Origin of the sequence: Pseudomonas sp. Irchel s3h9 (assembly GCF_900187475.1) — a bacterium.
Taxonomy (GTDB): Bacteria; Pseudomonadota; Gammaproteobacteria; order Pseudomonadales; family Pseudomonadaceae; genus Aquipseudomonas; species Aquipseudomonas neuropathica.
Window position 1 is genome coordinate 1 of record NZ_FYDH01000005.1, and the last position, 21,241, is coordinate 21,241.

General features: G+C 59.6%; 24 protein-coding genes. 16 read left to right on the top strand and 8 right to left on the bottom strand.

Annotated features, from left to right (window positions below; all coding sequences use genetic code 11):
- The first annotated feature begins 236 nt into the window (after positions 1–236).
- Together rhtA and CKW26_RS09580 are read left to right on the top strand one after the other, a co-directional pair.
- Complete coding sequence (gene rhtA, locus CKW26_RS09575; RefSeq protein WP_095048642.1) at positions 237–1,124, top strand: threonine/homoserine exporter RhtA; 888 nt, start codon at positions 237–239, stop codon at positions 1,122–1,124.
- 168 nt (positions 1,125–1,292) lie between these two features.
- Entirely contained in the window at positions 1,293–1,574 is a 282-nt protein-coding gene (locus CKW26_RS09580) for a hypothetical protein (protein WP_093434980.1), read from the top strand.
- Position 1,575: 1 nt separating this feature from the next.
- On the opposite strand, the gene CKW26_RS09585 is transcribed toward CKW26_RS09580, so the two are convergent.
- Complete coding sequence (locus tag CKW26_RS09585; RefSeq protein WP_095048397.1) at positions 1,576–2,139, bottom strand: TetR/AcrR family transcriptional regulator; 564 nt, start codon at positions 2,137–2,139, stop codon at positions 1,576–1,578.
- A 91-nt stretch (positions 2,140–2,230) separates the two neighbouring features.
- Here CKW26_RS09585 and CKW26_RS09590 point away from each other — a divergent pair, with 91 nt between their 5' ends.
- Together CKW26_RS09590 and CKW26_RS09595 are read left to right on the top strand one after the other, a co-directional pair.
- Positions 2,231–2,959, top strand: coding sequence for an SDR family oxidoreductase (locus CKW26_RS09590; RefSeq protein WP_095048398.1), 729 nt, complete (start codon positions 2,231–2,233; stop codon positions 2,957–2,959).
- 35 nt (positions 2,960–2,994) lie between these two features.
- The gene (locus tag CKW26_RS09595; RefSeq protein WP_093434986.1) at positions 2,995–3,591 is read left to right on the top strand and encodes a 2-hydroxychromene-2-carboxylate isomerase; all 597 of its coding nucleotides are present in this window, start codon (positions 2,995–2,997) and stop codon (positions 3,589–3,591) included.
- 42 nt (positions 3,592–3,633) lie between these two features.
- Here the strand turns inward: CKW26_RS09595 and CKW26_RS09600 are convergent, their stop codons facing one another.
- The 4 genes from CKW26_RS09600 to CKW26_RS09615 all read right to left on the bottom strand — a co-directional run bounded on the left by CKW26_RS09600 (position 3,634) and on the right by CKW26_RS09615 (position 7,844).
- A complete protein-coding gene (locus CKW26_RS09600) occupies positions 3,634–5,442 on the bottom strand; it encodes an aminopeptidase P family protein (protein WP_095048399.1) in 1,809 nt (602 codons plus the stop codon).
- Positions 5,443–5,498: 56 nt separating this feature from the next.
- Entirely contained in the window at positions 5,499–6,665 is a 1,167-nt protein-coding gene (locus tag CKW26_RS09605; RefSeq protein WP_095048400.1) for a cysteine desulfurase family protein, read from the bottom strand.
- Positions 6,666–6,870: 205 nt separating this feature from the next.
- Positions 6,871–7,485: a LysE family translocator gene (locus CKW26_RS09610; RefSeq protein ID WP_034155169.1), complete on the bottom strand. Its 615-nt coding sequence runs from the start codon at positions 7,483–7,485 to the stop codon at positions 6,871–6,873.
- Positions 7,486–7,586: 101 nt separating this feature from the next.
- On the bottom strand, positions 7,587–7,844 hold the full coding sequence (locus CKW26_RS09615; protein ID WP_007917547.1) for a hypothetical protein: 258 nt from the start codon (positions 7,842–7,844) through the stop codon (positions 7,587–7,589).
- 390 nt (positions 7,845–8,234) lie between these two features.
- Between CKW26_RS09615 and msuE the strand changes: the two genes are divergently transcribed.
- The 4 genes from msuE to CKW26_RS09635 all read left to right on the top strand — a co-directional run bounded on the left by msuE (position 8,235) and on the right by CKW26_RS09635 (position 12,423).
- Positions 8,235–8,798, top strand: a complete 564-nt coding sequence (msuE, locus tag CKW26_RS09620; RefSeq protein ID WP_095048401.1) for an FMN reductase — start codon at positions 8,235–8,237, stop codon at positions 8,796–8,798.
- Positions 8,799–8,808: 10 nt separating this feature from the next.
- A complete protein-coding gene (ssuD, locus tag CKW26_RS09625; protein WP_007949711.1) occupies positions 8,809–9,954 on the top strand; it encodes an FMNH2-dependent alkanesulfonate monooxygenase in 1,146 nt (381 codons plus the stop codon).
- 141 nt (positions 9,955–10,095) lie between these two features.
- Entirely contained in the window at positions 10,096–11,283 is a 1,188-nt protein-coding gene (locus tag CKW26_RS09630) for an acyl-CoA dehydrogenase family protein (RefSeq protein ID WP_095048402.1), read from the top strand.
- A gap of 36 nt (positions 11,284–11,319) precedes the next feature.
- Complete coding sequence (locus tag CKW26_RS09635) at positions 11,320–12,423, top strand: sigma-54-dependent Fis family transcriptional regulator (RefSeq protein WP_007917735.1); 1,104 nt, start codon at positions 11,320–11,322, stop codon at positions 12,421–12,423.
- On the opposite strand, the gene CKW26_RS09640 is transcribed toward CKW26_RS09635, so the two are convergent.
- Positions 12,420–12,773 (bottom strand): antibiotic biosynthesis monooxygenase, encoded by a 354-nt coding sequence (locus CKW26_RS09640; protein WP_095048403.1) that lies wholly within the window; start codon positions 12,771–12,773, stop codon positions 12,420–12,422. The genes CKW26_RS09635 and CKW26_RS09640 overlap by 4 nt on opposite strands.
- Positions 12,774–12,866: 93 nt before the next feature.
- On the opposite strand from CKW26_RS09640, the gene soxR reads away from it, so the two are divergent.
- The 4 genes from soxR (at position 12,867) to CKW26_RS09660 (ending at position 15,975) form a co-directional block, all read left to right on the top strand.
- On the top strand, positions 12,867–13,319 hold the full coding sequence (gene soxR, locus CKW26_RS09645) for a redox-sensitive transcriptional activator SoxR (RefSeq protein WP_007917730.1): 453 nt from the start codon (positions 12,867–12,869) through the stop codon (positions 13,317–13,319).
- Between the two features lie 105 nt (positions 13,320–13,424).
- On the top strand, positions 13,425–13,883 hold the full coding sequence (locus CKW26_RS09650) for a VOC family protein (RefSeq protein WP_095048404.1): 459 nt from the start codon (positions 13,425–13,427) through the stop codon (positions 13,881–13,883).
- Between the two features lie 240 nt (positions 13,884–14,123).
- Positions 14,124–14,999 carry an alpha/beta hydrolase gene (locus CKW26_RS09655; RefSeq protein WP_095048405.1) on the top strand — a complete coding sequence of 292 codons (876 nt, stop codon included), beginning with the start codon at positions 14,124–14,126 and terminating at the stop codon, positions 14,997–14,999.
- A gap of 61 nt (positions 15,000–15,060) precedes the next feature.
- On the top strand, positions 15,061–15,975 hold the full coding sequence (locus tag CKW26_RS09660; RefSeq protein WP_095048643.1) for a LysR substrate-binding domain-containing protein: 915 nt from the start codon (positions 15,061–15,063) through the stop codon (positions 15,973–15,975).
- Positions 15,976–16,125: 150 nt separating this feature from the next.
- On the opposite strand, the gene leuD is transcribed toward CKW26_RS09660, so the two are convergent.
- Together leuD and leuC are read right to left on the bottom strand one after the other, a co-directional pair.
- The gene (leuD, locus tag CKW26_RS09665; protein WP_095048406.1) at positions 16,126–16,740 is read right to left on the bottom strand and encodes a 3-isopropylmalate dehydratase small subunit; all 615 of its coding nucleotides are present in this window, start codon (positions 16,738–16,740) and stop codon (positions 16,126–16,128) included.
- Positions 16,737–18,155, bottom strand: a complete 1,419-nt coding sequence (gene leuC, locus CKW26_RS09670; RefSeq protein ID WP_095048407.1) for a 3-isopropylmalate dehydratase large subunit — start codon at positions 18,153–18,155, stop codon at positions 16,737–16,739. The genes leuD and leuC overlap by 4 nt, the downstream gene beginning before the upstream one ends.
- 406 nt (positions 18,156–18,561) lie before the next feature.
- Between leuC and CKW26_RS09675 the strand changes: the two genes are divergently transcribed.
- Genes CKW26_RS09675 through CKW26_RS09690 form a run of 4 tightly spaced genes read left to right on the top strand, consistent with a single transcriptional unit; the run spans position 18,562 to position 21,210 of the window.
- The gene (locus CKW26_RS09675; RefSeq protein WP_095048408.1) at positions 18,562–19,761 is read left to right on the top strand and encodes a PepSY domain-containing protein; all 1,200 of its coding nucleotides are present in this window, start codon (positions 18,562–18,564) and stop codon (positions 19,759–19,761) included.
- Positions 19,758–20,300, top strand: a complete 543-nt coding sequence (locus tag CKW26_RS09680; protein ID WP_095048409.1) for a thiamine pyrophosphate-binding protein — start codon at positions 19,758–19,760, stop codon at positions 20,298–20,300. The genes CKW26_RS09675 and CKW26_RS09680 overlap by 4 nt, the downstream gene beginning before the upstream one ends.
- Positions 20,297–20,638 (top strand): hypothetical protein, encoded by a 342-nt coding sequence (locus tag CKW26_RS09685; protein ID WP_095048410.1) that lies wholly within the window; start codon positions 20,297–20,299, stop codon positions 20,636–20,638. The genes CKW26_RS09680 and CKW26_RS09685 overlap by 4 nt, the downstream gene beginning before the upstream one ends.
- Positions 20,635–21,210 carry a DUF6162 family protein gene (locus CKW26_RS09690; protein WP_095048411.1) on the top strand — a complete coding sequence of 192 codons (576 nt, stop codon included), beginning with the start codon at positions 20,635–20,637 and terminating at the stop codon, positions 21,208–21,210. The genes CKW26_RS09685 and CKW26_RS09690 overlap by 4 nt, the downstream gene beginning before the upstream one ends.
- Positions 21,211–21,241 lie beyond the last annotated feature (31 nt).

Sequence of the window (21,241 nt, forward strand, 5' to 3'; positions counted from 1 at the left end):
CAACCTGCCGCCGAAACCTACATAACTCATTGAATCTCAAGGAGTTTTCCGTTTCGACTGCGCCGGAAGTGGGGCGAATTATAGACATCCTGAATCTGCCGTCAACCGTTAATTTCACTTTTCTATCGATTGGCGGAAAAGACGGCCTCTATATAGACGTGATCGCAACGAATGCGCAGTATATTGCCCACTATCAAAATAAAACCCTGCTTTTTTACCTTGGACGATGCCGCGCAATGAATGACCAGCCACGCTCTCTTGCCTCAATGCTGTTCCCGGTTGGCCTGCTATTAATAGCCATGGCATCAATCCAGTCCGGCGCCTCACTTGCCAAAAGCATGTTCCCCATCGTGGGCGCTCAGGGAACCACTACGCTGCGGCTGATCTTTGCCAGTGTAATCATGCTGTTGATACTGCGTCCCTGGCGAGCCAGGCTGACCGCCAAGTCGCTACGCACGGTCATCGTTTACGGCATGGCTCTAGGCGGAATGAATTTCCTCTTCTATATGTCATTGCGCACTGTACCGCTGGGGATTGCCGTTGCCCTCGAGTTCACCGGGCCGCTGGCCGTAGCCATCTATGCCTCCCGTCGTGCTATCGACTTTCTCTGGATCGCTCTCGCCGCCGCGGGATTGATGTTGCTGATTCCAACAGGTGCCACCAGCGCCGGAATCGATCTGGTCGGCGCTGGGTATGCATTGGGAGCAGGTATCTGTTGGGCGCTCTATATCCTGTTCGGCCAGAAGGCAGGTGCCGATAACGGTGTGACGACCGCTGCATTAGGCGTAATGATCGCGGCATTGTTCGTGGCCCCTATTGGCATCGTGCATGCTGGCTCAGCGCTTTTGACCCCCTCCCTGATTCCCATTGCCATTGGCGTAGCCATTCTATCCACCGCCCTGCCCTACACACTGGAGATGGTCGCACTTACCCGCATGCCGGCACGTACATTCGGCACACTGATGAGTATCGAACCGGCTTTCGGAGCCTTATCGGGCCTGCTGTTTCTGCACGAATTCCTCACACTGTCACAATGGATGGCGATCCTATGCATTATTCTGGCGTCTGTCGGCGCAACCATGACCATGGGTAGCGCCGCGAAGCCTGCAATAGCGGCTGACTGAAAGAGGTTTTGACGAAGGTCTGGCAATTGGTGCGTATTTAGGCCATGTTTAGACCCGTAACCCAATGCCAGACATGGATTTTTTCGGACAGGGATTTCAAAACGCTTAGAGCGCAGGCGAACACAGGCAAACCCGGGCATTAGACTCGTGGCCGCTATAAGGACGGTAATGAAACGAATTTTGATACTGATCGCCATACTGGCTATTGCGGGTTGTGCGGCGACTTCGGAAACCAAGGTAAAACGCGGAAAAAAAGGGCTGCACATCAACTGCTCAGGGCTATCGTCCTCCTGGGACAAATGCTACGCCAGCGCCGCCAATGCTTGCTTGCCGAAAGGCTATAAGGTCATCGCCAAATCCGGTGACACCGTGGAAGAACCCGGCGATTACCCGTTCGGTCTCAATCCTGCGGGTTACACCAGTCGCAGCATGATTGTCATCTGTAAATAGATCAGCGCTGCGCGGCAATCTGCCGGCCAATTTCTTTATGGCTGGACTTCAGCACCGCTTGCTGAACGTCCGGCGTGGCCAACATGCGCGCCACCACCAAGGCCCCGACGCATTGCGACAGCACCGACCACGCCAGGGTCTCACTCTCAAGTATCTGTGCCCAGCGCTCTTGCAGCCGACGAATCCATAACTCGGCTTGCTCCCGTACTTGGATATCCGATCGGGCAATTTCCGCGCCCAGCGCCGGCAACGCGCAACCGGCTTCAGGTTGTTCTACGTGAGCCATGCTCAGATAGTGCTTGAGACAGCGCTCCAGTCGCTCACGATCCTGCGCGCCCTCGCCCCCCAGTCGCTCAAGGCTTTGCCCCAACTCTCGCTCGACGATGGCGGTGAACAACGCATCTTTCGACGAAAAGTGACTATAGAACGCCGCGCCACTCAATCCGATAGCCTTCATCAAGCCGTCGACGCCTACCGTGGAAAACCCCGAACGCTTTGCTGACAGCGAGCTGCTCTGCAATAGCTTTTCCCGGGTTTCCAACTTGTGACTGGCGGAGTAACGCATGTGTTTGCCCTCGAATCGACTGCCTTGACGTGGTCTGGATCCTAGCATAACGTTCGTTCACTTAACGATCGTTTAATAAAGGCATCTACCCATGAATAACAAGAAGGTCGTATTAGTGGTTGGCGCCGGCGATGCCACGGGAGGGGCGATTGCCAAGCGTTTTGCCAAAGAAGGATTCATCGCCTGCGTCACCCGACGCAGCGCCGACAAATTGCAGCCGCTGGTGGACGCGATCAAGGCTGAAGGCGGTGAAGCCCACGGTTTTGCCTGCGATGCGCGCAAAGAAGAAGACGTAATCGCTCTGATTGAAGACATCGAGACTCGCCTCGGTCCGATCGAAGCTTTTGTATTCAATATCGGCGCCAATGTGCCGTGCAGCATTCTTGAAGAAACCGCACGCAAGTATTTCAAGATTTGGGAAATGGCCTGTTTCTCAGGCTTCCTCAATGCCCGTGAAGTGGCCAAACGCATGGTCACGCGCAATCGCGGCACGATTCTCTTCACCGGTGCCACCGCTGGGCTGCGTGGCGCTTCCGGATTCGCCGCATTCGCCGGCGCTAAGCACGGCATCCGCGCACTGGCGCAAAGCATGGCGCGGGAACTCGGGCCGATGAACATCCACGTCGCCCATGTGGTGGTCGATGGTGCGATCGACACCGATTTCATTCGCAACAGTTTCCCCGAGAAGTACGCCACCAAAGATCAGGATGGCATCCTCAATCCCGAGCACATCGCCGAGAACTACTGGTATCTGCACAGTCAGCCACGGGATGCCTGGACGTTCGAGCTGGATCTGCGCCCCTGGAACGAACGCTGGTAAGGCCCCGCCATAACAATAACGACAGAGACGCGAAAATGACTAAAACCGTGGAGTTCTATTTCGACCTTGGCAGCCCTGCCACCTATCTGGCCTACACCCAATTGCCGAAGATTTGTGCCGAGACGAACAGTGAGCTGATTTACATCCCGATGCTGCTCGGTGGCGTATTCAAGGCAACCGGCAACGCGTCACCGGCAATGATTCCGGCGAAGGGTCGGTATATGTTTCAGGATCTGGATCGCTACGCGAAACGCTACGGGGTACCGCTGAGATTTAATCCGCATTTCCCGATCAACACACTGATGCTGATGCGTGCGGTCACGGGTATCCAATTACGTCAGCCAGAACGCTTTGAGGCGTTTATCGATTGTCTGTTCACGGCGCTATGGGTTGAAGGACGCAGCCTTGACGAGCCCGCGACTGTCGCCGCTGTACTGAGCGAACACGGTTTCGACCCGCAGGAAGTTCTGGCGCTGAGCAACGATGAATCTGTCAAAGCAGCGCTTAAGGAGAACACCGAAACGGCGGTTAAACGCGGCGTGTTCGGCGCACCGAGCATGTTCATCGGTAATCAGCTGTTCTTCGGCCAGGATCGGCTCGACTTCGTTGAGGAAGCCTTGCGCCAAGGCTAAGCGATCATTCAGGCGCTGGACACAGCGCCTGAATTCAGCCGATCAGATCGCCGCAGTACGGGTGTTCAACCACTCCAGCGCAGCCCCCTCAAGCAACGGACTCAGGCGCTCACGCACTTCTGTGTGGTAGCTGTTGAACCATTGCTTCTCTTCCTCAGTCAGCAGCGCCGGCAGCAGGCATCGCGTATCGATCGGGCACAGCGTCAAGGTTTCAAACTTGAGGAATTCACCGAATTCGCTGCTACCCGCCTCACGGTTCATCGCCAGATTCTCGATACGCACGCCCCAACGGCCCGGACGATACGTACCCGGCTCGATCGACGTGATCATCCCCGGCTGCATGGCCGTCTGCGGCGCAGGCGCGGCCTGATAGGCAATCACCTGTGGTCCTTCATGGACGTTAAGGAAGTAGCCAACGCCGTGACCAGTGCCGTGGCCGTAATCCACGCTGTCGGCCCAGATCGGCGCACGGGCGATGGCGTCCAGCAGCGGCGAGAGAATGCCTTTCGGGAACTGCGCGCGCGACAGCGCGATCACGCCCTTGAGCACGCGCGTGCAATCGCGCTTCTGCTCTTCGCTCGGCGTACCGACCGGCACCATCCGCGTGATGTCCGTGGTGCCGCCCAGGTACTGTCCACCCGAGTCGATCAGCAGCAAGCCGTCACCCTCGATCACCGCGTGTTCTTCTTCGGTCGCGTGGTAATGCGGCATCGCGCCATTGGCGTTAAACGCAGCAATGGTGTTGAAACTCAGCGAGACATAATCCGGACGACGCTCGCGAGCAGCGGTGAGCTTCTCATCGATGGTCAGTTCGGTAATGCGTTCGCGGCCCCAAGCAGATTCCAGCCAGGTAAAGAATTCGCACAGCGCCGCACCGTCCTGCTCCATGGCTTGGCGGATGTGTTGAGCATCGGCTTCACTTTTCTGCGACTTGGCCAGCGTGGTCGGATTCAAGCCTTCGACCAGTTTCACTGCGCTGTCGAGATTATCCAGTAAACCGCTGGTCACTCGTGCCGGATCAACCAGCAGGCTCGCGCCACTCGGTACGGCACGCAGGGCATCAGCGACTTCGCTGTAATCACGCAGCGTTACGCCATCCTGTTCCAGCACAGCGCGCAATTCGCCATCAACTTTGCTCAGCGCCACGAACAACGTCGCCTGCTGCTGATCGATCAAAGCAAACGAAACAAACACCGGGTTGAACGACACATCGCCGCCGCGCAGGTTGAACAGCCAGGCAATGTCGTCGAGGGTGGCGATGAAATGCCAGTCGGCCCCGCGCTCCCGCAAAGTTTCGCGCAGTTTGGCGAGTTTCTCGCCACGGCTGACCGTCGCCTGCGGTGGCAGATGCTGATAGATCGGTGCATTCGGCAGGCTCGGGCGATCACTCCAGACTTCCTGCAGCAGATCGATATCGGTACGCAGGCGCGCACCGCGTGCTTCAAGCTTGCTGCTCAGGGTACGCGCCGACGCCACGGCCATCACCGCACCGTCAACCGCGACCACACCACCTTCCGGTGTTTGCTCGGCCAGCCAGTCCAGCGGACTCGGCTGACCCGGTTGCAGTTTGACCAGTTCGATGCCGCTGCCCTTGAGTTCCTTGGTCGCTTGCTCCCAATAACGGCTGTCGGCCCAGACACCGGCGAAATCAACGGTGACAATCAACGTCCCGACCGAACCATGGAAGCCCGACAACCACTGCCGGCCCTGCCAGTAACCCGGCAGGTATTCCGACAAGTGCGGGTCGGCGGACGGCACCAACAACGCATGAATGCCTTCACGGCGCATCAGTTCACGGGTCTGCGCCAGGCGCTGGGGCACCGATCCTTCGGTCGAGGTCTGGGTACTCATCATGTCTCCTGCTAATCACTTCATCGTTATTGTTCGTAGCCGAGAGATCGGCTCGTTTAAAGCCCGGTCGCCCAGAATGCCGGAGCACTGGCGCAGGCGGTCTTGATCAATGCACAAGCCTTGTCGATATCCTCGGCGGTGGTGAAACGACCGAGGCTCAGCCGAATGGTGCGACCGGCCAGGTGCGCGTCATGCCCCAGCGCCAACAACACGTGGGATGGCGTGTTACTGGCCGAGTTGCAGGCCGAGGTCGCGGAAAAGGCAATCGAATGGCTCAACGCCGCACTGTTGAATTCACCTTCGCTGAAGGTCAGGCTCAAGGTGTGCGGAATGCGTTGAGTGGCGCAACCATTGAGACGTACGCCCGGCAGGCTGAGCAGTTGTTCGAGCAAGCGTTCACGCAACACGACGATAGTTTTTTTCTCGTCATCGAACGTCTCGGCGGCCAGCGCGAACGCTGCGCCCATGCCGGCAATCTGGTGCGTCGCCAACGTCCCGGAGCGCAAGCCACCTTCATGTCCGCCGCCGTGAATCTGCGCCTGTAACCGCTGCTGCGCCCGTGGGCCGACATACAATGCGCCGATGCCTTTGGGGCCGTAGAGTTTGTGTGCGGAGAAGGACATCAGATCCACCGGCCATTGCCCCAGATCGATTGCCACTTTGCCGGCGCCCTGCGCCGCATCGACGTGGAACAATGCCTCGCGACTACGCACCACTTCGCCAATCGCTTGAACATCATTGACGGTACCCAACTCGTTGTTGACCAGCATCAGCGACACCAGAAAGGTGTCGTCGCGCATAGCTTCACTGACCGCTTGCGGGGTGATCAGGCCATCGGCATCCGGCACCAGATAGGTTACGGCGACGCCGGCGTCCTGCAATTGGCGGGCGGTATCGAGAATGGCTTTGTGTTCGATCTGACTGGTAATGATGTGGCCGCCGGGGACACCGCGGGCCTGCGCCACGCCTTTGAGGGCAAGGTTATTGGACTCGGTGGCACCGGAGGTCCAGACGATCTGCTCAGCCTTGGCGCCGACCAGTTCGGCGACCTGTCGGCGGGCCTGCTCGACCGTGTGTCGGGCTTGCTGGCCGAACGCGTGGGAGCTGGAAGCCGGGTTGCCAAAGTTACCGTGAAACCCCAGACACTCGATCATCACCTGGATGACCCGCTCGTCAACCGGGGTGGTGGCGGCGTAATCGAAATACAACGGACGTGTGTTCATAAAAGACTCGCAGAGCGTGTTCCGGGATCAGGAGGCTCGTGTCTGCAAACGGCACGGCGCAGCCTTGTGAGCTGCGCGTCGGTTCGAGAGCGTCATCAATACCTGATCGGATGCCGTTAAAGAAGAACAACTTCATTTAAAAGTGCGTAGGAACGCTCCTGAAGCCGAGCTTAACAGGCATCCGGCCTGCGGTTGAAGCAATGCGTCAGCTAAAGCTTTCGAGAAGTAACGGGTACAGCGAAATCACCAGCAATGCGGCCATGCCCCAGTTGAACACGCGCAACCAGCGCGGATCCTTCAGCACATTGCGCAACAAAGTACCGCAGGCGGCCCAGACGCCGACGCTCGGCAGGTTGATGATGGCGAACACTGCAGCAATCACCACGACATTGGTGAAATAGCCCTGCATCGGCGTGTAGGTGCTGATGGCCCCGATGGCCATGATCCACGCCTTGGGATTGACCCACTGAAACGCGGCCGCGCCGAGGTAGCTGATCGGCTTCGCCTCGCCTTCGGCGCTGTCGCCGACCGGTCCCGAGTGAGCAATTTTCCAAGCCAGATACAGCAGATAGGCCGCGCCGACATAGCGCAGAACCGTGTAGAGAATCGGGTAGGTCTGAAACACCGCACCGAGGCCAAAGCCCACGGCCACGACCAGAACGAAGAAGCCGCAAGTGATCCCGAGCATGTGCGGGATGGTGCGGTTGAAGCCGAAATTCACTCCCGATGCCAGCAACATGGTGTTGTTCGGCCCCGGCGTAATAGAGGTGACTAGGGCAAACAGGGCAAAGCCCAACAGCAGGTCAAGCGAGAGGTTCATGGCAGGCAATCCATCAGGGTCATTCAGGTGTAGACCCTATCCCACGCCGCCCGGCAAGCCCACGGACAGTTGGGGAAAACTTCCACCAGTACAGTTTGTTTTCAGCTAGGACGACCGTGCAGCTGTACGGCACGTTCGGCGCTCATTTCAGCTTTCTTGTCGAACTGAGTCTGACCGAGCAATTGCGCTTTTTTTGCGTGGTATTCGTCGAAGGACAAGCCGCTGCGATTCAGTGCTTCCATCGCCAATTCACGGGATTCTTCATCGGTGTAAGGACGCAGTTCCGGTGATACATGCCCAGCACAACCGGCGAGTACGGAGACAGCGAGCAACAGGGAAACGGTGAGTAAACGATTCATGGGAGCGTCCTGGCGAGCAATGGGGGGGCGATGGACAAAGGCTACGCCCGGTCACGCTTGCGCAGAAATCAACGCTCTCAATAGTGGCTATCAGGAAATCGACACGTGCTGGCACATATCTCTTAACGATCTATAAATATCAATTAACGTTCTTTTACGGAATAACAAACTGCCTCTATAACTCCCTGCATGCGCTGAGCACTGTTGCTCCAGCAACTGTTGCTCAGCCAACACTGATTCAACAAAGCACCCTGCTACTCACAGGGGTGACCGCCGCGCTAACGCTCAACGCCCTGTAAACCGGGGCTTCCAGGAATTGGTACAGCGCTTGCTCTGACCCGGTGACTCACTCACTGCTCGCTGAGCAACTGTTGAAAAAAGGAACTGATCATGTCGCGTCCCCTGAAAGTCGTCGCCCTCTCCGGCGGCACCTGGCGTCCGTCCCGCACCCTGGTACTGACCCAAGCTTTGATCGCCGAACTGGCCGAGCACTTGTCCATTGAAAGCCATTTGATCGAACTCGGTGATATCGCTCGCCCGCTCGGTGGCGCGCTGTCGCGTCAGGAGCTCAGTGCCGAGGTTGAAGCCGAGTTGCAGGCCATTGAACAGGCCGATCTGCTGATCGTTGCCGCGCCGGTTTATCGCGGTTCTTATCCGGGCTTGCTCAAGCATCTGTTCGACCTGATCGACCTCAACGCCTTGATCGACACCCCGGTGCTGCTCGCCGCTACCGGCGGCAGCGAACGCCATGCGCTGGTGCTCGATCACCAGTTGCGGCCGCTGTTGAGCTTCTTCCAAGCCATGACCTTGCCGATCGGCGTGTACGCCACCGAAGCCGACTTCGCCGATTACCAGATCACCAGCGAGCTGCTGAAGGCGCGCATCCGCCTGGCGGCCGAACGCGCCGCGCCGCTGTTCGCCACCCAAATCAAACCCTTGCTGAAAATCGCCTGAGGAGCCGTTCATGGATGTTTTCTGGTTCCTGCCGACCCACGGTGACGGCCACTATCTGGGCACCACCCAAGGTGCGCGACCGGTCACCCTCAATTATCTGAAACAGGTGGCGCAGGCCGCTGACAGCCTCGGCTACCACGGCGTGCTGATCCCCACCGGACGCTCCTGCGAAGACTCCTGGGTGATCGCCTCGGCGCTGGTGCCGCTGACCGAACGTCTGCGTTATCTGGTGGCGATCCGTCCGGGAATCATCTCGCCGACGGTCTCGGCGCGCATGGCTGCGACGCTTGACCGGTTATCCAACGGCCGCTTGCTGATCAACGTCGTGACCGGCGGCGATCCGGACGAAAACCGTGGCGACGGCAGTTTTCTCAGTCACGCCGAGCGCTATGAAGTTACCGATGAATTCCTGAAAATCTGGCGCCGCGTGTTGCAGGGCGAGGCGGTGGATTTCGACGGCAAACACCTGAAGGTGCAGAACGCCAAAGCCCTCTATCCGCCCGTGCAGAAACCCTATCCGCCGCTGTACTTCGGCGGCTCATCCGATGCCGCGCATGATCTGGCCGCCGAACAGGTCGATGTCTATCTGACCTGGGGCGAACCGCCGGCCGCGGTTGCGGAAAAACTCGCCGACGTGCGCGAACGAGCGGCGCGGCATGGGCGCAAAGTGAAGTTCGGCATCCGCTTGCACGTGATCGTGCGCGAGACCGCCGAAGAGGCGTGGAAAGCGGCGGACAAACTGATCGAACACATCAGCGACGAGACTATTGAGGCGGCACAGAAATCCTTTTCCCGGTTCGACTCCGAAGGCCAGCGACGCATGGCGGCTTTGCACGATGGTCGTCGCGACAACCTCGAAATTGCCCCCAACCTGTGGGCCGGTGTCGGTCTGGTGCGTGGCGGTGCCGGTACGGCGCTGGTCGGCGATCCGCAGCAAGTGGCGGCGCGGATCAAGGAATACGCGGATCTGGGCATCGAGAGTTTCATCTTCTCCGGTTATCCGCATCTGGAAGAGGCTTACCGCTTTGCCGAGCTGGTGTTCCCGCTGTTGCCCGAGCCTTACGCCAGTCTGGCCGGGCGTGGCGTGACCAATCTGACCGGGCCGTTTGGCGAAATGATTGCCAATGATGTGTTGCCCACAAAAGCCTCCGCCTAAACCGGATCTCTTGTGTAGGAGCTGCCGCAGGCTCGGGCCGCGATCGGACGATCTTTTGACTTTGATTTTCTAAAAACCAGATCAAAAGATCGCAGCCTGCGGCAGCTCCTACAAGGGCAGTACAAATTCAGGAGTATTGGTGTGACCGCCAAACCGCAAAGTACTTTGTTATCCCCGTTGCAAACCGCCCGCCAACTGGCCGCCGAATTTGCCCTGACCGCCGTCGAACGCGACGAACGTGGCGGCACACCGAAGGCCGAGCGCGATGCCCTGCGCGACAGCGGCCTGCTGGCCCTGAGCATTCCCACCCGCTACGGCGGCCTCGGCGCAAGCTGGAGCGAAACCCTGCAGGTCGTTCGCGAGTTCGCCAAGGTCGACAGCTCGATTGCTCACGTCTTCGGTTTCCATCATTTGATGCTCGCCACCGTGCGCCTGTTTTCCCGGCCGGAACAATGGCAGCCGTGGTTCGAACAGACCGCGCGGCAGAACTGGTTCTGGGGCAACGCACTGAACCCGCTCGACACCCGTACCGTGGTCAAGGACCTCGGTGGCTGGCGCGAGTTTTCCGGGAAGAAAAGCTTCTGCTCCGGCGCCAGTGATTCACAAATGCTGATCGCTTCGGCGGTCGATGAAAGTGCCGGCGGCAAATTGCTGATCGCGGCGATTCCCAGCGGCCGCAGTGGCATCACCCTGCACAACGACTGGAACAACATCGGCCAGCGTCAGACTGACAGCGGCAGCGCCACGTTTGAACGGGTCCGCGTCGAAGAGTCGGAACTGCTGCTCGATCCCGGCCCGCTGAGCACGCCGTTTGCGTGCTTGCGCCCGCTAATCGCGCAGCTGACCTTCACGCATATGTTTCTCGGAATTGCCGAAGGCGCTTTCGAGGAGGCGCGGCAATACACCCTCAGCGAAACCCGACTCTGGCATAAATCCTCGGCGCGCGATGTGCGTGAAGATCCGTACGTGCTCGCCCATTACGGCGAGTTCTGGGTGGCGCTGGAAGGCATCCGCCTGTTGGTCGAACGCGCGGCGGCGTTGCTCGATGAGGCCTGGGCCAAAGGCGCGAACCTCAGCGCCGAAGAACGCGGCCAAGTCGCGACAGCGATTGCCACCGCGAAAGTTGCCGCCAGCCGTCAGGGCCTGGAGATTTGCAGCCGTTTGTTCGAAGTGACCGGCGCGCGCTCCACTCACGCGTCCCTGCGCCTCGATCGCCACTGGCGCAACCTGCGCACGCAAACCCTGCACGACCCGCTGGACTACAAACTCCATGAGTTGGGCGACTGGGCGCTGAATCAGTCGCAGCCGGTACCGACCTTCTATTCCTGACCTGCCTGCATTTGAACTAAAAAGAAGGACGAGCCCATGCAACTGCTGACCCTACCGCCCTCCCCCGCGCTCGCCACGTCGATCCGCGCCACTGCGCAGGTGTTCGAGGACCCGAAGTCCCAGGCCCTGCTCGCGCATTTGCAACAGGTCGCACCGAGTGAAGCGAGCGTGCTGATCATCGGCGAGACCGGCACTGGTAAAGAACTGGTGGCGCGACATATTCATAACCTCAGCAATCGCCGTCATCGGCCGTTTATCGCGGTCAATTGCGGGGCGTTTTCCGAATCACTGGTGGAAGCGGAGTTGTTCGGTCATGAAAAAGGCGCGTTCACCGGCGCGCTGAGCGCCAAGGCCGGATGGTTCGAGGAAGCGGATGGTGGCACCTTGTTTCTCGATGAGATCGGCGATCTGCCGATGGCGATTCAGGTGAAGTTGCTGCGGGTTTTGCAGGAACGCGAAGTGGTGCGACTGGGCTCGCGCAAAAGCATTCCCATCGATGTGCGGGTGCTGGCAGCGACCAACGTGCAGCTGGAAAAAGCCATCAACGCCGGCCATTTCCGCGAGGATCTGTATTACCGCCTCAACGTGGTCAATCTGGAACTGAGCCCGTTGCGCGAGCGTCCTGGCGACATACTGCCGCTGACCCGCCATTTCATCGAGGCCTATAGCCAACGCCTCGGTTACGGGCGGGTCAGCATCAGCCCCGGCGCCGAACACAAACTGCGCGCTTACAGTTGGCCGGGCAATATTCGCGAGCTGGAGAACGTCATCCATCACACCTTGCTGATCTGCCGCAACGGCGTGATCGAACGCGATGATTTGCGTCTGTCGAACCTGCGCATCGAACGCCCGGACGATCATCACAGCAGTGCCGATGATTCACCGGAGGCCTTACTGGAACAGGCCTTTCAAAAACTCTTCGCGCAACAGGCCGGCGCGCTGCACGAAAAAGTCGAAGACGCTTTGCTGCGCGCGGCGTATCGCTTCTGCCATTACAACCAGGTGCACACCGCCGCGTTGCTCGGTCTGAGCCGCAACGTCACCCGCACGCGACTGATCAAGATCGGCGAACTGGCGGTAAACAAGCGGCGGCTCACGGAAAATCTGCAGGGCGAACGCCTGATCCAGTTGTCGATCTAGCCGACCAGGTGACAGTGCAGCGCATCGTCGTGACTGCGGGCGATGCTGCTTAGCACCTGGAACGAATTGAAGTTGATGGTTTTCGCCTGGTGGGCGTGAATCAGTTGCCAGAAGTCCTGCTCGCCGCTTTCGAAGCTGCGAAATGCCGCTTCACCCGCCTCGCGGGACTGCCATTGGAGGAAACTCAGCACGCGCCGGCCGTCATCGCTGGCCTGCACACTGGCGCTGACAAAACCGGCATAACGTTGCGCCAGGCGCTCGGTTTGCATTGATAGTGCAGTGACCAAGGCGGGTTGTTGGCGTGGTTCGATTTCGAATTCGATCAATTGGGTAAAACTGCGGTTGTTCATGGAATGCCCCCACTCAGCGTAAGACGAGCCTTGCGACTCGAAGACCTGCAGGGTAAAACCTCTAGTTAAGTCAAGGTCAAGAGCTGTCTTCAAATGATCAGCAAAGAAAATGTGCACAAACAGTTAACGGTTGGTGAAGTCGCAGCGCGCAGTGGCGTGGCCGTCACCGCCCTGCACTTTTATGAATCCAAAGGCCTGATCAAGAGCCAGCGCAATGCCGGCAATCAGCGGCGCTATCCGCGCGAAGTACTGCGCCGCGTAGCGTTGATCAAAGTCGCGCAGCGGCTGGGGATTCCGCTGGCGGAAATTGGCGAGGCATTGAAAATCCTCCCGGAGGATCGTGCGCCCAGCGCGGCAGACTGGAAAATCCTCTCACAGCAATGGCGACAGGAACTGGACGCGCGGATCGAGCAACTGACGCTGCTGCGCGATCGGCTCAATGGCTGCATCGGATGTGGCTGTTTGTCGATGGAGGCCTGTCCGCTGCGCAATCAGGGCGATGTACTCGGCGAACAAGGGCCTGGCCCGCACTTTCCAAAGGATTGACTGCTCGTCGGGCAAAAGTCTGCACGGCGAGGACGGTTCTATAGTGAATCTTCCACAAATTCGGTGGAGTCCTGTCCCATAGAACAACAATTCAGGGAGAACGTCATGAGCGTCAAACCCATTCCCGAGGGGTATCACAGCATTACCCCGTATCTCGGCATCCACAAAGCCGCCGAGGCCATCGACTTCTATAAAACAGCCTTCGGCGCCACCGAGGTCATGCGTCTGGCCATGCCTGACGGCGGCATCGGCCACGCCGAACTGCGCATTGGCGACAGCGCGATCATGCTCGGTTCGCCGTGCGATCAGGGGCCACTGAGCAATCCGGATCAAGCAGTGTCGGTTGGTTTGCATCTGTATGTGACTGATGTCGACAAATCGTTTCAACGGGCGCTGGAGGCCGGGGCGACGACAGTATCCGAGGTCAAGGATCAGTTTTACGGGGATCGCAGCGGGACGTTGAAGGATCCGTATGGGCATCTGTGGTTTCTCGCCTCGCGCAAGGAGGATCTGACCGAGGAGCAGATCAAACAGCGGGCGATGGAGATGTTTAGCCAAGGCTGATTTTTTCTGTGTGTTCAATGGCCTCATCGCGGGCAAGCCCGCTCCCACAGGGTTTTGTGGTTGGACATAGATCGTGACCACACCAAAGATCCCTGTGGGAGCGGGCTTGCCCGCGATGGGGCCGGAACGGCCAACAACCATCACACTTCATGAACCTGCCGACCACGCTTTGCCCCTTGCCGCAAACGCCGGACAATTTCAGGATGCAGCCAACCAGAACCCTGAACAAGGATCAGCCCGATGTTTGCCGGATTCCGCAAAGACCAGCGCCACGTCAACGGCGTCGACATCGCCTACCGCCTCGGCGGCAGCGGCCCCGGCCTGTTGCTGTTGCACGGCCACCCGCAGACCCATGTGATCTGGCACAAGATTGCCGAACAACTGGCCGAACACTTCACCGTGGTCGCCGCCGACCTGCGCGGTTACGGCGACAGCAGTCGCCCGGCCGCTGATGAGCTGCACGCCCATTACTCGAAACGCGAAATGGCCCGCGACAATGTCGAGTTGATGCAGGCGCTGGGCTTCGAGCAGTTTTCGATTCTCGCTCACGACCGTGGCGCGCGGGTCGCCCATCGTCTCGCGCTTGATCACCCGAACGCCGTGCAGCGCATGATGCTGCTCGACATCGCCCCGACCCTGTCGATGTATACGCAAACCAACGAAGCCTTTGCCCGCGCGTATTGGCACTGGTTCTTCCTGATCCGCCCGGCACCACTGCCGGAAACCCTGATCGAAGCGGATCCGGAAGGCTATCTGCGCAGCGTGATGGGCAGCCGCAGCGCCGGACTCAAGCCGTTTACCGATGAAGCCTTTGGCGAATACCTGCGCTGCCTGCAACGACCGGGCAGCGCTCGCGGCATCTGCGAAGACTATCGCGCCAGCGCCGGCATCGATCTTGCGCACGACCGCGCCGACATCGCCGCCGGGCATCAGCTGAATCTAACGCTGCGCGTGTTGTGGGGCGCCGAAGGTACGGTCGGGCGCTGCTTCGATCCGCTCAAGGAATGGCAGCAAGTGGCGTCGAACGTCAGCGGTCAGGCATTGCCCGCTGGCCATTACATTGCCGAAGAAGTCCCCGAACGGTTGCTCGCCGAAGCACTGGCCTTTCTGCGCTGACCGGAAACACTGGATCTCGGTGCTATGCTGGCGGCTTCTGCCGCCAGTGTTCGTTTTTGACATGTCCCAGAAGAAAGACACCGTGCCCCTGCCCGAAGACCTGCGCGTACTGCTCACCGTAATCCGCAAGAACGGCTTTGCCGCTGCAGCGGATGAGTTGGGCCTGTCACCGGCCTACGTCAGCAAACGCATCCAGATTCTCGAAACCACCCTCGGCACGCGTCTGTTGCACCGCACCAGCCGTCGCGTCTCGCTGACCGAGGACGGTGAGCGCGTGCAGCGCTGGGCGTTGCGCATTCTCGATGATTTCCAGCAGTTGCACGATGAACTCTCCGACGCCCACGGCAGCCCGCGTGGGCGTTTGCACATTTGCAGCAGTTTCGGTTTCGGTCGCAATCACGTAGCCCCGGCGGTGTCGTTGCTGGCCGAACGTTATCCAGAACTGGAGATTCGCCTCGACCTGTTTGACCGGGTGGTGGACATCATCAACGAAGGCTTCGATCTGGAGATCCGCGTCGGCGATGACCTGCCCGGCCAGCACATCGGTCGACGCCTGGTCAGTAACCGGCGGGTGCTGTGCGCCGCTCCCGGTTATCTGCAACGTCGCGGCACACCGCAGACGCTGGACGAACTGCAACAGCACGATTGCCTAGTGATCAAGGAGCGCGACAACGCCTTTGGGATCTGGAATCTGGATCGCGATGGCGGACAAGAGAGCGTGCGCGTCAGTGGGCCGTTGTCGTCAAACAATGGCGAAATCGTTTTGCAATGGGCGCTGGATGGACGTGGGGTTTTGTTGCGGTCGTTGTGGGATGTGAAGCCGTTGCTGGAGCAAGGACGCCTGGTGCAGGTGCTGGAGGATTACAGCCAGAGTGCCAATGTCTGGGCGGTGTACCCGACGCGGCTGGCACATTCGGGGAAGTTGCGCGCGTGTGTGGAGTTTTTGCAGGCGCATTTCAAAAGCCTGTCGCTATAGCTCAAAACACCACAAAAACCTGTGGGAGCTGGCTTGTCGGAACGCCGCATCGCAGCGATGGCGTCAGCTCAGCCAACACAAATGCTGGAAGTGCCGGCCTCATCGCTGCGATGCGGCGTTCCGACAAGCCAGCTCCCACAGGTTATGCGTTCAGCCTAACCAAGGGTTGTTGGCCAGATGTTGGCGTTCGAAGGTTTTGATCTGCTCGCGCCGTTGCAAGGTACTGCCGATAGCATCCAGACCGAGGATCAACGCAGTCTTGCGCAGGGTGTCGATCTGAAAGTCGATTACGCTGCCATCCGCCAGGCCAATCTGCTGCGTCTCTAAATCAATACTGATCCGCGCCGTTTCAGCCTGACCGACAAGCTGTCCGATGCGTTGCACCTGCGCTTCATCCAGCGTGATCAACAACACCCCGTTACGCTGGCAATTGTCGTAGAAGATCCCGGCAAAACTGCTGCCGATCAACGCGCGGATGCCCATCTGCTGCAAGCCCCAAACCGCATGTTCGCGGCTGGAACCGCAGCCAAAATTCGCTCCGACTACTAGAAAACTCGCGCCCTGCCATGTCGGTTTGTTCAACACAAAATCGGGATCGGGGCTACCATCGCGCAGAAACCGCAGATCGAAAAACAGCCCGCGATCGAGTCCTCGGCGATCAATGCCTTTGAGGAATTGTTTTGGCATGATCACGTCCGTGTCGACGTTGGCCACCAGTAACGGTGCGGCCCGACCGCTGATGTGGGTGAAGGGTTGCAGGCTCATGGGCGTTCTCCAAATTGGCGAATATCGGTGAGTCGACCGCAGATCGCAGCGGCGGCGACCATGGCCGGGCTCATCAAATGAGTGCGCGCACCGGCGCCCTGACGGCCTTCGAAATTGCGGTTGGTACTCGACGCGCAGCGGTCGCCGGGCGCAAGTACGTCGTCGTTCATCGCCAGGCACATCGAGCAGCCGGACTGACGCCATTCAAAACCGGCATCGATAAAGATCTGCGCCAACCCTTCGGCCTCGGCCTGAGCGCGAACTTCGCTGGAGCCGGGGACGATCATCGCCCGCACATGTCCGGCCACTTGCTGACCGCGCACGACGCTGGCGGCATCGCGCAGGTCTTCTATCCGCGCGTTGGTGCACGAGCCGATAAAGGCGTGGCTGATAACAATGTCGCTGAGCGCCATGCCCGCTTCGAGGCCCATATAGTTGAGGGCGCGGCGCATGTCCTGACGCAGGATCGGATCGCTGATCGCTTGCGGATCTGGTACCCGCGCACCAATTGCAGCTGCCTGATCGGGGCTGGTGCCCCAGGTGACCATCGGTTCCAGGACGCTGGCGTCAAGGTGAATCTCGCGGTCAAACAGCGCACCGGGATCACTGCGCAGTTCGCGCCACTTCTTCACGCCTTGTTCCCATAGCTCTCCTTGCGGCGTTCGCGGCTTGCCCTTGAGATAGGCGAAGACTTTGTCATCCGGGGCCATGAATGCGCCGCGCGCTCCAGCCTCGACAGCCATGTTGCAAATGGTCATGCGCGCTTCAACGCTGAGGGCATCAATGGTCGAGCCGCAGAATTCGATCGCGTAACCGCTGGCCCCGGAAGCACCGATGCGGCCGATCAGGGCCATGATCACGTCTTTCGAGGTCAAACCCGGCGCCAACTCGCCGTCGACGGTCACGCGCAGGCTTTTCAGTCTTTTGTAGACCAGCGTCTGCGAAGCCAGCAGGTGTTCGATCTCGGAGGTGCCGATGCCGAAACCGAAAGCACCGAGTGCGCCATAGGTGGTGGTGTGGCTGTCGCCAGCGGCAATGACCATGCCAGGCAGAATAAAGCCCTGCTCGGGGGCGATAACGTGTTCGATGCCCTGACGCTTGTCGAGGATGTCCAGCAACTCGATGCCGAAGTCCCGGCAGTTCTCCGCCAGATACGACACTTGCCGCGCGCCGCCGGCGTCGGGCATTGCTGCGATACGCACAGGCGTGGTCGGGTTGACGTGATCGACCACCGCCAGCGCCGTGCCCGGCCGCCAGACGTCGCGCCCGGCCGCGCGCAAACCGCTGAAAGCCTGCGGGCTGGTGTATTCGTTGATCACCTGACGATCGATATACAACAGGACATGACCCTGATCGTCGAGGCGGCACACCGTGTGCGAATCGATGTGTTTGTCATAGAGGGTTCTGGCGGTCATCAAGGCGCTCACTCAGGGAAATCAGGTGATTCCCATCATAGGGAGCGCGGGTCGGCCATCAATTGGCAGACAGTGATGGCGTGGATCATGAATCGTGTTTGATCCCCTGCACGCAGCAAAGCCCTGTGGGAGCGAGCCTGCTCGCGAAAGCGGTGGATCAGGCAAAGGATGAAGTGACTGACCCGGCGCTTTCGCGAGCAGGCTCGCTCCCACAAAGGGATTTGTGGTGAGCGGGGAATTGGGAAACATTTGCTTTCATATCACCTTTCGGGATTTGTCCCGCTCATTCGTCTTATAGAGATGCAGGCCGTTCGCGTAGGCAAAAGCCACGTTCGGTCTTTCGGGGTCTGCCGTGCTGCGAAGCCCGTAGCCACGCGCCCTTTCACCGCTATAAAGACGCGCAATCATGTCGAAGAAATCCCGCTCCAAACTGTGGTTCCTCGTTCATAGCTGGCTGGCGTTACCGATCTGGTTCTTTGTCCTGATCGTCTGTGTCACCGGCACGCTGGCGGTGGTCAGCCAGGAAATCGTCTGGCTGGCCAACCCGCAGATGCGCGCCAGCCAGCCTGCGGACGATGCGCCGCTGCTCAGCTATGACCAGATCATGGCAGCGATCAAAACAGCCGAACCACAGACCATCGTTGAAAGTATCAGTCGTCCCGACGAATCCCACTTCGCCCTCGACGTTGCGGTCAGCTATCCGGACGGTCGTTCGCAGACGGTCTACGTCAATCCTTACACCGGGGTGATTCAGGGCCCTGCCCCGACGTTCGATTTCAAGGCCTTCACCCGCGCCCTGCATGGCTGGTGGCTGGTGCCGTTCACCAACGGTTTCAGTTGGGGCTGGTATCTGGTGTCGTTCCTCGGCGTGCCGATGCTGGTGTCGCTGATCACAGGTCTAGTGGTCTACAAGCGCTTCTGGAAAGGTTTTCTGCGTCCGACCCTGCGCGTGCGTCACGGCGCGCGGATCTTCTGGGGTGACTTCCATCGCTTGTGCGGTATCTGGTCGATCTGGTTCATTGCGGTGATTTCCATCACCGGGATCTGGTTTCTGATTCGGGCGATTCTGTTCGACAACCAGATCGCCATTTCCAGCGAGCCGATCATTCCGGCCATGTCCCGCGAGAGCGTGCCGATCTCTGCCGCCGGCACACCGCCGCCACGGATCAGCCTGGACCGTGCCGTCGAGCTCGCGCAAGAGAAGATTCCGGGGCTGGAAGCCAGCTTCGTCAGCCTGCCGGGCAATGCCTACAGCCACATGAGCGTCGGTGGGCGCGGCTGGTATCCGTTGATGTTCCAGACCGCCACGCTCAATCCGTACAACGGCGACATCGCCGCTTCACGGCTTCTGTCCGATCGTTCGTCGCTGGAGTTCGTCACCGAGTCCATGCGGCCACTGCACACCGGCGACTTCGGCGGCATCTGGATCAAGCTGATCTGGTTCTTCTTCGGTTTGATCCTGAGCATGATGATCCTCAGCGGCTTGTTGATCTGGACTAAACGCACCGCGCTGGCCACCGCCAACGCGTTGAAGCGCGAAGACAAGAAACACCGCCTCAAGGCACAACCGGCGATGAGCCGTGAAACCTCGGAGGCCAGCCTGTGAGCAAATCAATCACCAAGGCACAGCCTTCTCGACTCGCGCGTTTCTGGCACAAATGGCGCTTCCACATCAATGTCCTGCTGCTGTTGATCCCGCTGGGGTTCATGCCCAAATACTTCGCCGACGCCTCTCTGTTTCGCGGTGACAGCGGGCTGGGCCAACATGAAATCGGCAATATCCAGGTTGGCCCGTGGAGCCTGCGCCTGGCCGAACTGCGCAACGAAGCGCCGGTGCTCACTGGCCCGGCCGGCTACATGAAAGACTTCAGCGCCGCCCTTTGCGATGCCTGTGTCGAGCAGGTCAAGGCCACCTACCTGCGCATCGGCAAGCCACGCAGCCTGCGCGCCGCCGGTACGATTTTCTTTGGCACGCCATACCGCATGGGCACGCAGATGCCGATCCCGGAGAAGACCAGACCCGACGCCGAACTGTGGATCACCATGGAAGGCTGGGACGGCAGCATGCATCAGGCTTCGATTCCCCTGAGTCAGGCCTCCCCCGCCACCTTCGCCTGGCTGAACAAACAAGGAGTCAAACCATGACTTGTTCCCAACGCCATTCCCGCCTGCGCCTGAAGGCCGTGCTGCTGGTGCTGTGCGCCGGTTTCAGCGCCAGTGCGCTGGCTCACAACCCGATGTGCGAATGTAAAGCCATCGACGCCGAGCAGATCAAATGCACCGGCGGGTTCTCCGACGGCAGCGGCGCGCCGGGGGTGACCCTCGATGTGATCGGTTACGACGAAACCATTCTGGTGCCGGGCAAACTCGGCGCCGATTCCACACTGACGTTCAAGAAACCCGGCAGCGAATTTTACGTGCTGTTCGACGCGGGCCCGGGCCACGTGGTGGAAATCGACCAAGCGGATATCGAAGCCCCATGAGTACGCCCACTCGACAAATCGTGCGTCCGGCCGGTGCCGGTCATGAAACCCTCAATGTGCTGCTGTTGTGCCTGTTGATCCTCGCGGTCGCAGGTTCTGTGGTCGCGTGGCGCGGGGTTTCCCATGAGCCCGAGCCAGTGGCGACTAACCAGCTCGACGCACGCCGCGACCTCAGTGCTGCCGAGCAAGGCATCTATGCCGACCTGCGGGTGACCCTCGATGAAATCCGCTTGCTGCGCGAGGAACAACAAGCGCTGCCGACGCCGCAGAATCTGGCCGACGAAGGGTTTGCGCCATTTGCCCAGGATGCGAGTTCGGTCAGCCGCGGCGGTCATGCCTGGCAATTGCTGGCGGACGCCGCGTATTTCGGCCAAAGCCAGAATCCGGCCGTCGCCGGTTCGTTTGTGATGCTGCTCAGCGCCGATGACAAGGCTGCGCCGGACATCTGGCTCAGCCGCGATGCTGCCGCTCAAGCCCCGGCGCAACTCACTGCGGCGGCGCTGTCCGCTGCCGGCTGGAAACAGATCGTCGCGCAATACGATGCCGGGGTTACCCGCGAACATCGCCATTGATTCCTCGCCCTCCTCCGAGAGAAGACCGCTT

Bases quoted from the DNA above. Each gene is read 5' to 3' on its own strand.
- rhtA (WP_095048642.1), top strand. From the start codon at position 237: ATGAATGACCAGCCACGCTCTCTTGCCTCAATGCTGTTCCCGGTTGGC.
- CKW26_RS09580 (WP_093434980.1), top strand. From the start codon at position 1,293: ATGAAACGAATTTTGATACTGATCGCCATACTGGCTATTGCGGGTTGT.
- CKW26_RS09585 (WP_095048397.1), bottom strand. From the start codon at position 2,139: ATGCGTTACTCCGCCAGTCACAAGTTGGAAACCCGGGAAAAGCTATTG.
- CKW26_RS09590 (WP_095048398.1), top strand. From the start codon at position 2,231: ATGAATAACAAGAAGGTCGTATTAGTGGTTGGCGCCGGCGATGCCACG.
- CKW26_RS09595 (WP_093434986.1), top strand. From the start codon at position 2,995: ATGACTAAAACCGTGGAGTTCTATTTCGACCTTGGCAGCCCTGCCACC.
- CKW26_RS09600 (WP_095048399.1), bottom strand. From the start codon at position 5,442: ATGAGTACCCAGACCTCGACCGAAGGATCGGTGCCCCAGCGCCTGGCG.
- CKW26_RS09605 (WP_095048400.1), bottom strand. From the start codon at position 6,665: ATGAACACACGTCCGTTGTATTTCGATTACGCCGCCACCACCCCGGTT.
- CKW26_RS09610 (WP_034155169.1), bottom strand. From the start codon at position 7,485: ATGAACCTCTCGCTTGACCTGCTGTTGGGCTTTGCCCTGTTTGCCCTA.
- CKW26_RS09615 (WP_007917547.1), bottom strand. From the start codon at position 7,844: ATGAATCGTTTACTCACCGTTTCCCTGTTGCTCGCTGTCTCCGTACTC.
- msuE (WP_095048401.1), top strand. From the start codon at position 8,235: ATGTCGCGTCCCCTGAAAGTCGTCGCCCTCTCCGGCGGCACCTGGCGT.
- ssuD (WP_007949711.1), top strand. From the start codon at position 8,809: ATGGATGTTTTCTGGTTCCTGCCGACCCACGGTGACGGCCACTATCTG.
- CKW26_RS09635 (WP_007917735.1), top strand. From the start codon at position 11,320: ATGCAACTGCTGACCCTACCGCCCTCCCCCGCGCTCGCCACGTCGATC.
- CKW26_RS09640 (WP_095048403.1), bottom strand. From the start codon at position 12,773: ATGAACAACCGCAGTTTTACCCAATTGATCGAATTCGAAATCGAACCA.
- soxR (WP_007917730.1), top strand. From the start codon at position 12,867: ATGATCAGCAAAGAAAATGTGCACAAACAGTTAACGGTTGGTGAAGTC.
- CKW26_RS09650 (WP_095048404.1), top strand. From the start codon at position 13,425: ATGAGCGTCAAACCCATTCCCGAGGGGTATCACAGCATTACCCCGTAT.
- CKW26_RS09655 (WP_095048405.1), top strand. From the start codon at position 14,124: ATGTTTGCCGGATTCCGCAAAGACCAGCGCCACGTCAACGGCGTCGAC.
- CKW26_RS09660 (WP_095048643.1), top strand. From the start codon at position 15,061: ATGTCCCAGAAGAAAGACACCGTGCCCCTGCCCGAAGACCTGCGCGTA.
- leuD (WP_095048406.1), bottom strand. From the start codon at position 16,740: ATGAGCCTGCAACCCTTCACCCACATCAGCGGTCGGGCCGCACCGTTA.
- leuC (WP_095048407.1), bottom strand. From the start codon at position 18,155: ATGACCGCCAGAACCCTCTATGACAAACACATCGATTCGCACACGGTG.
- CKW26_RS09675 (WP_095048408.1), top strand. From the start codon at position 18,562: ATGTCGAAGAAATCCCGCTCCAAACTGTGGTTCCTCGTTCATAGCTGG.
- CKW26_RS09685 (WP_095048410.1), top strand. From the start codon at position 20,297: ATGACTTGTTCCCAACGCCATTCCCGCCTGCGCCTGAAGGCCGTGCTG.
- CKW26_RS09690 (WP_095048411.1), top strand. From the start codon at position 20,635: ATGAGTACGCCCACTCGACAAATCGTGCGTCCGGCCGGTGCCGGTCAT.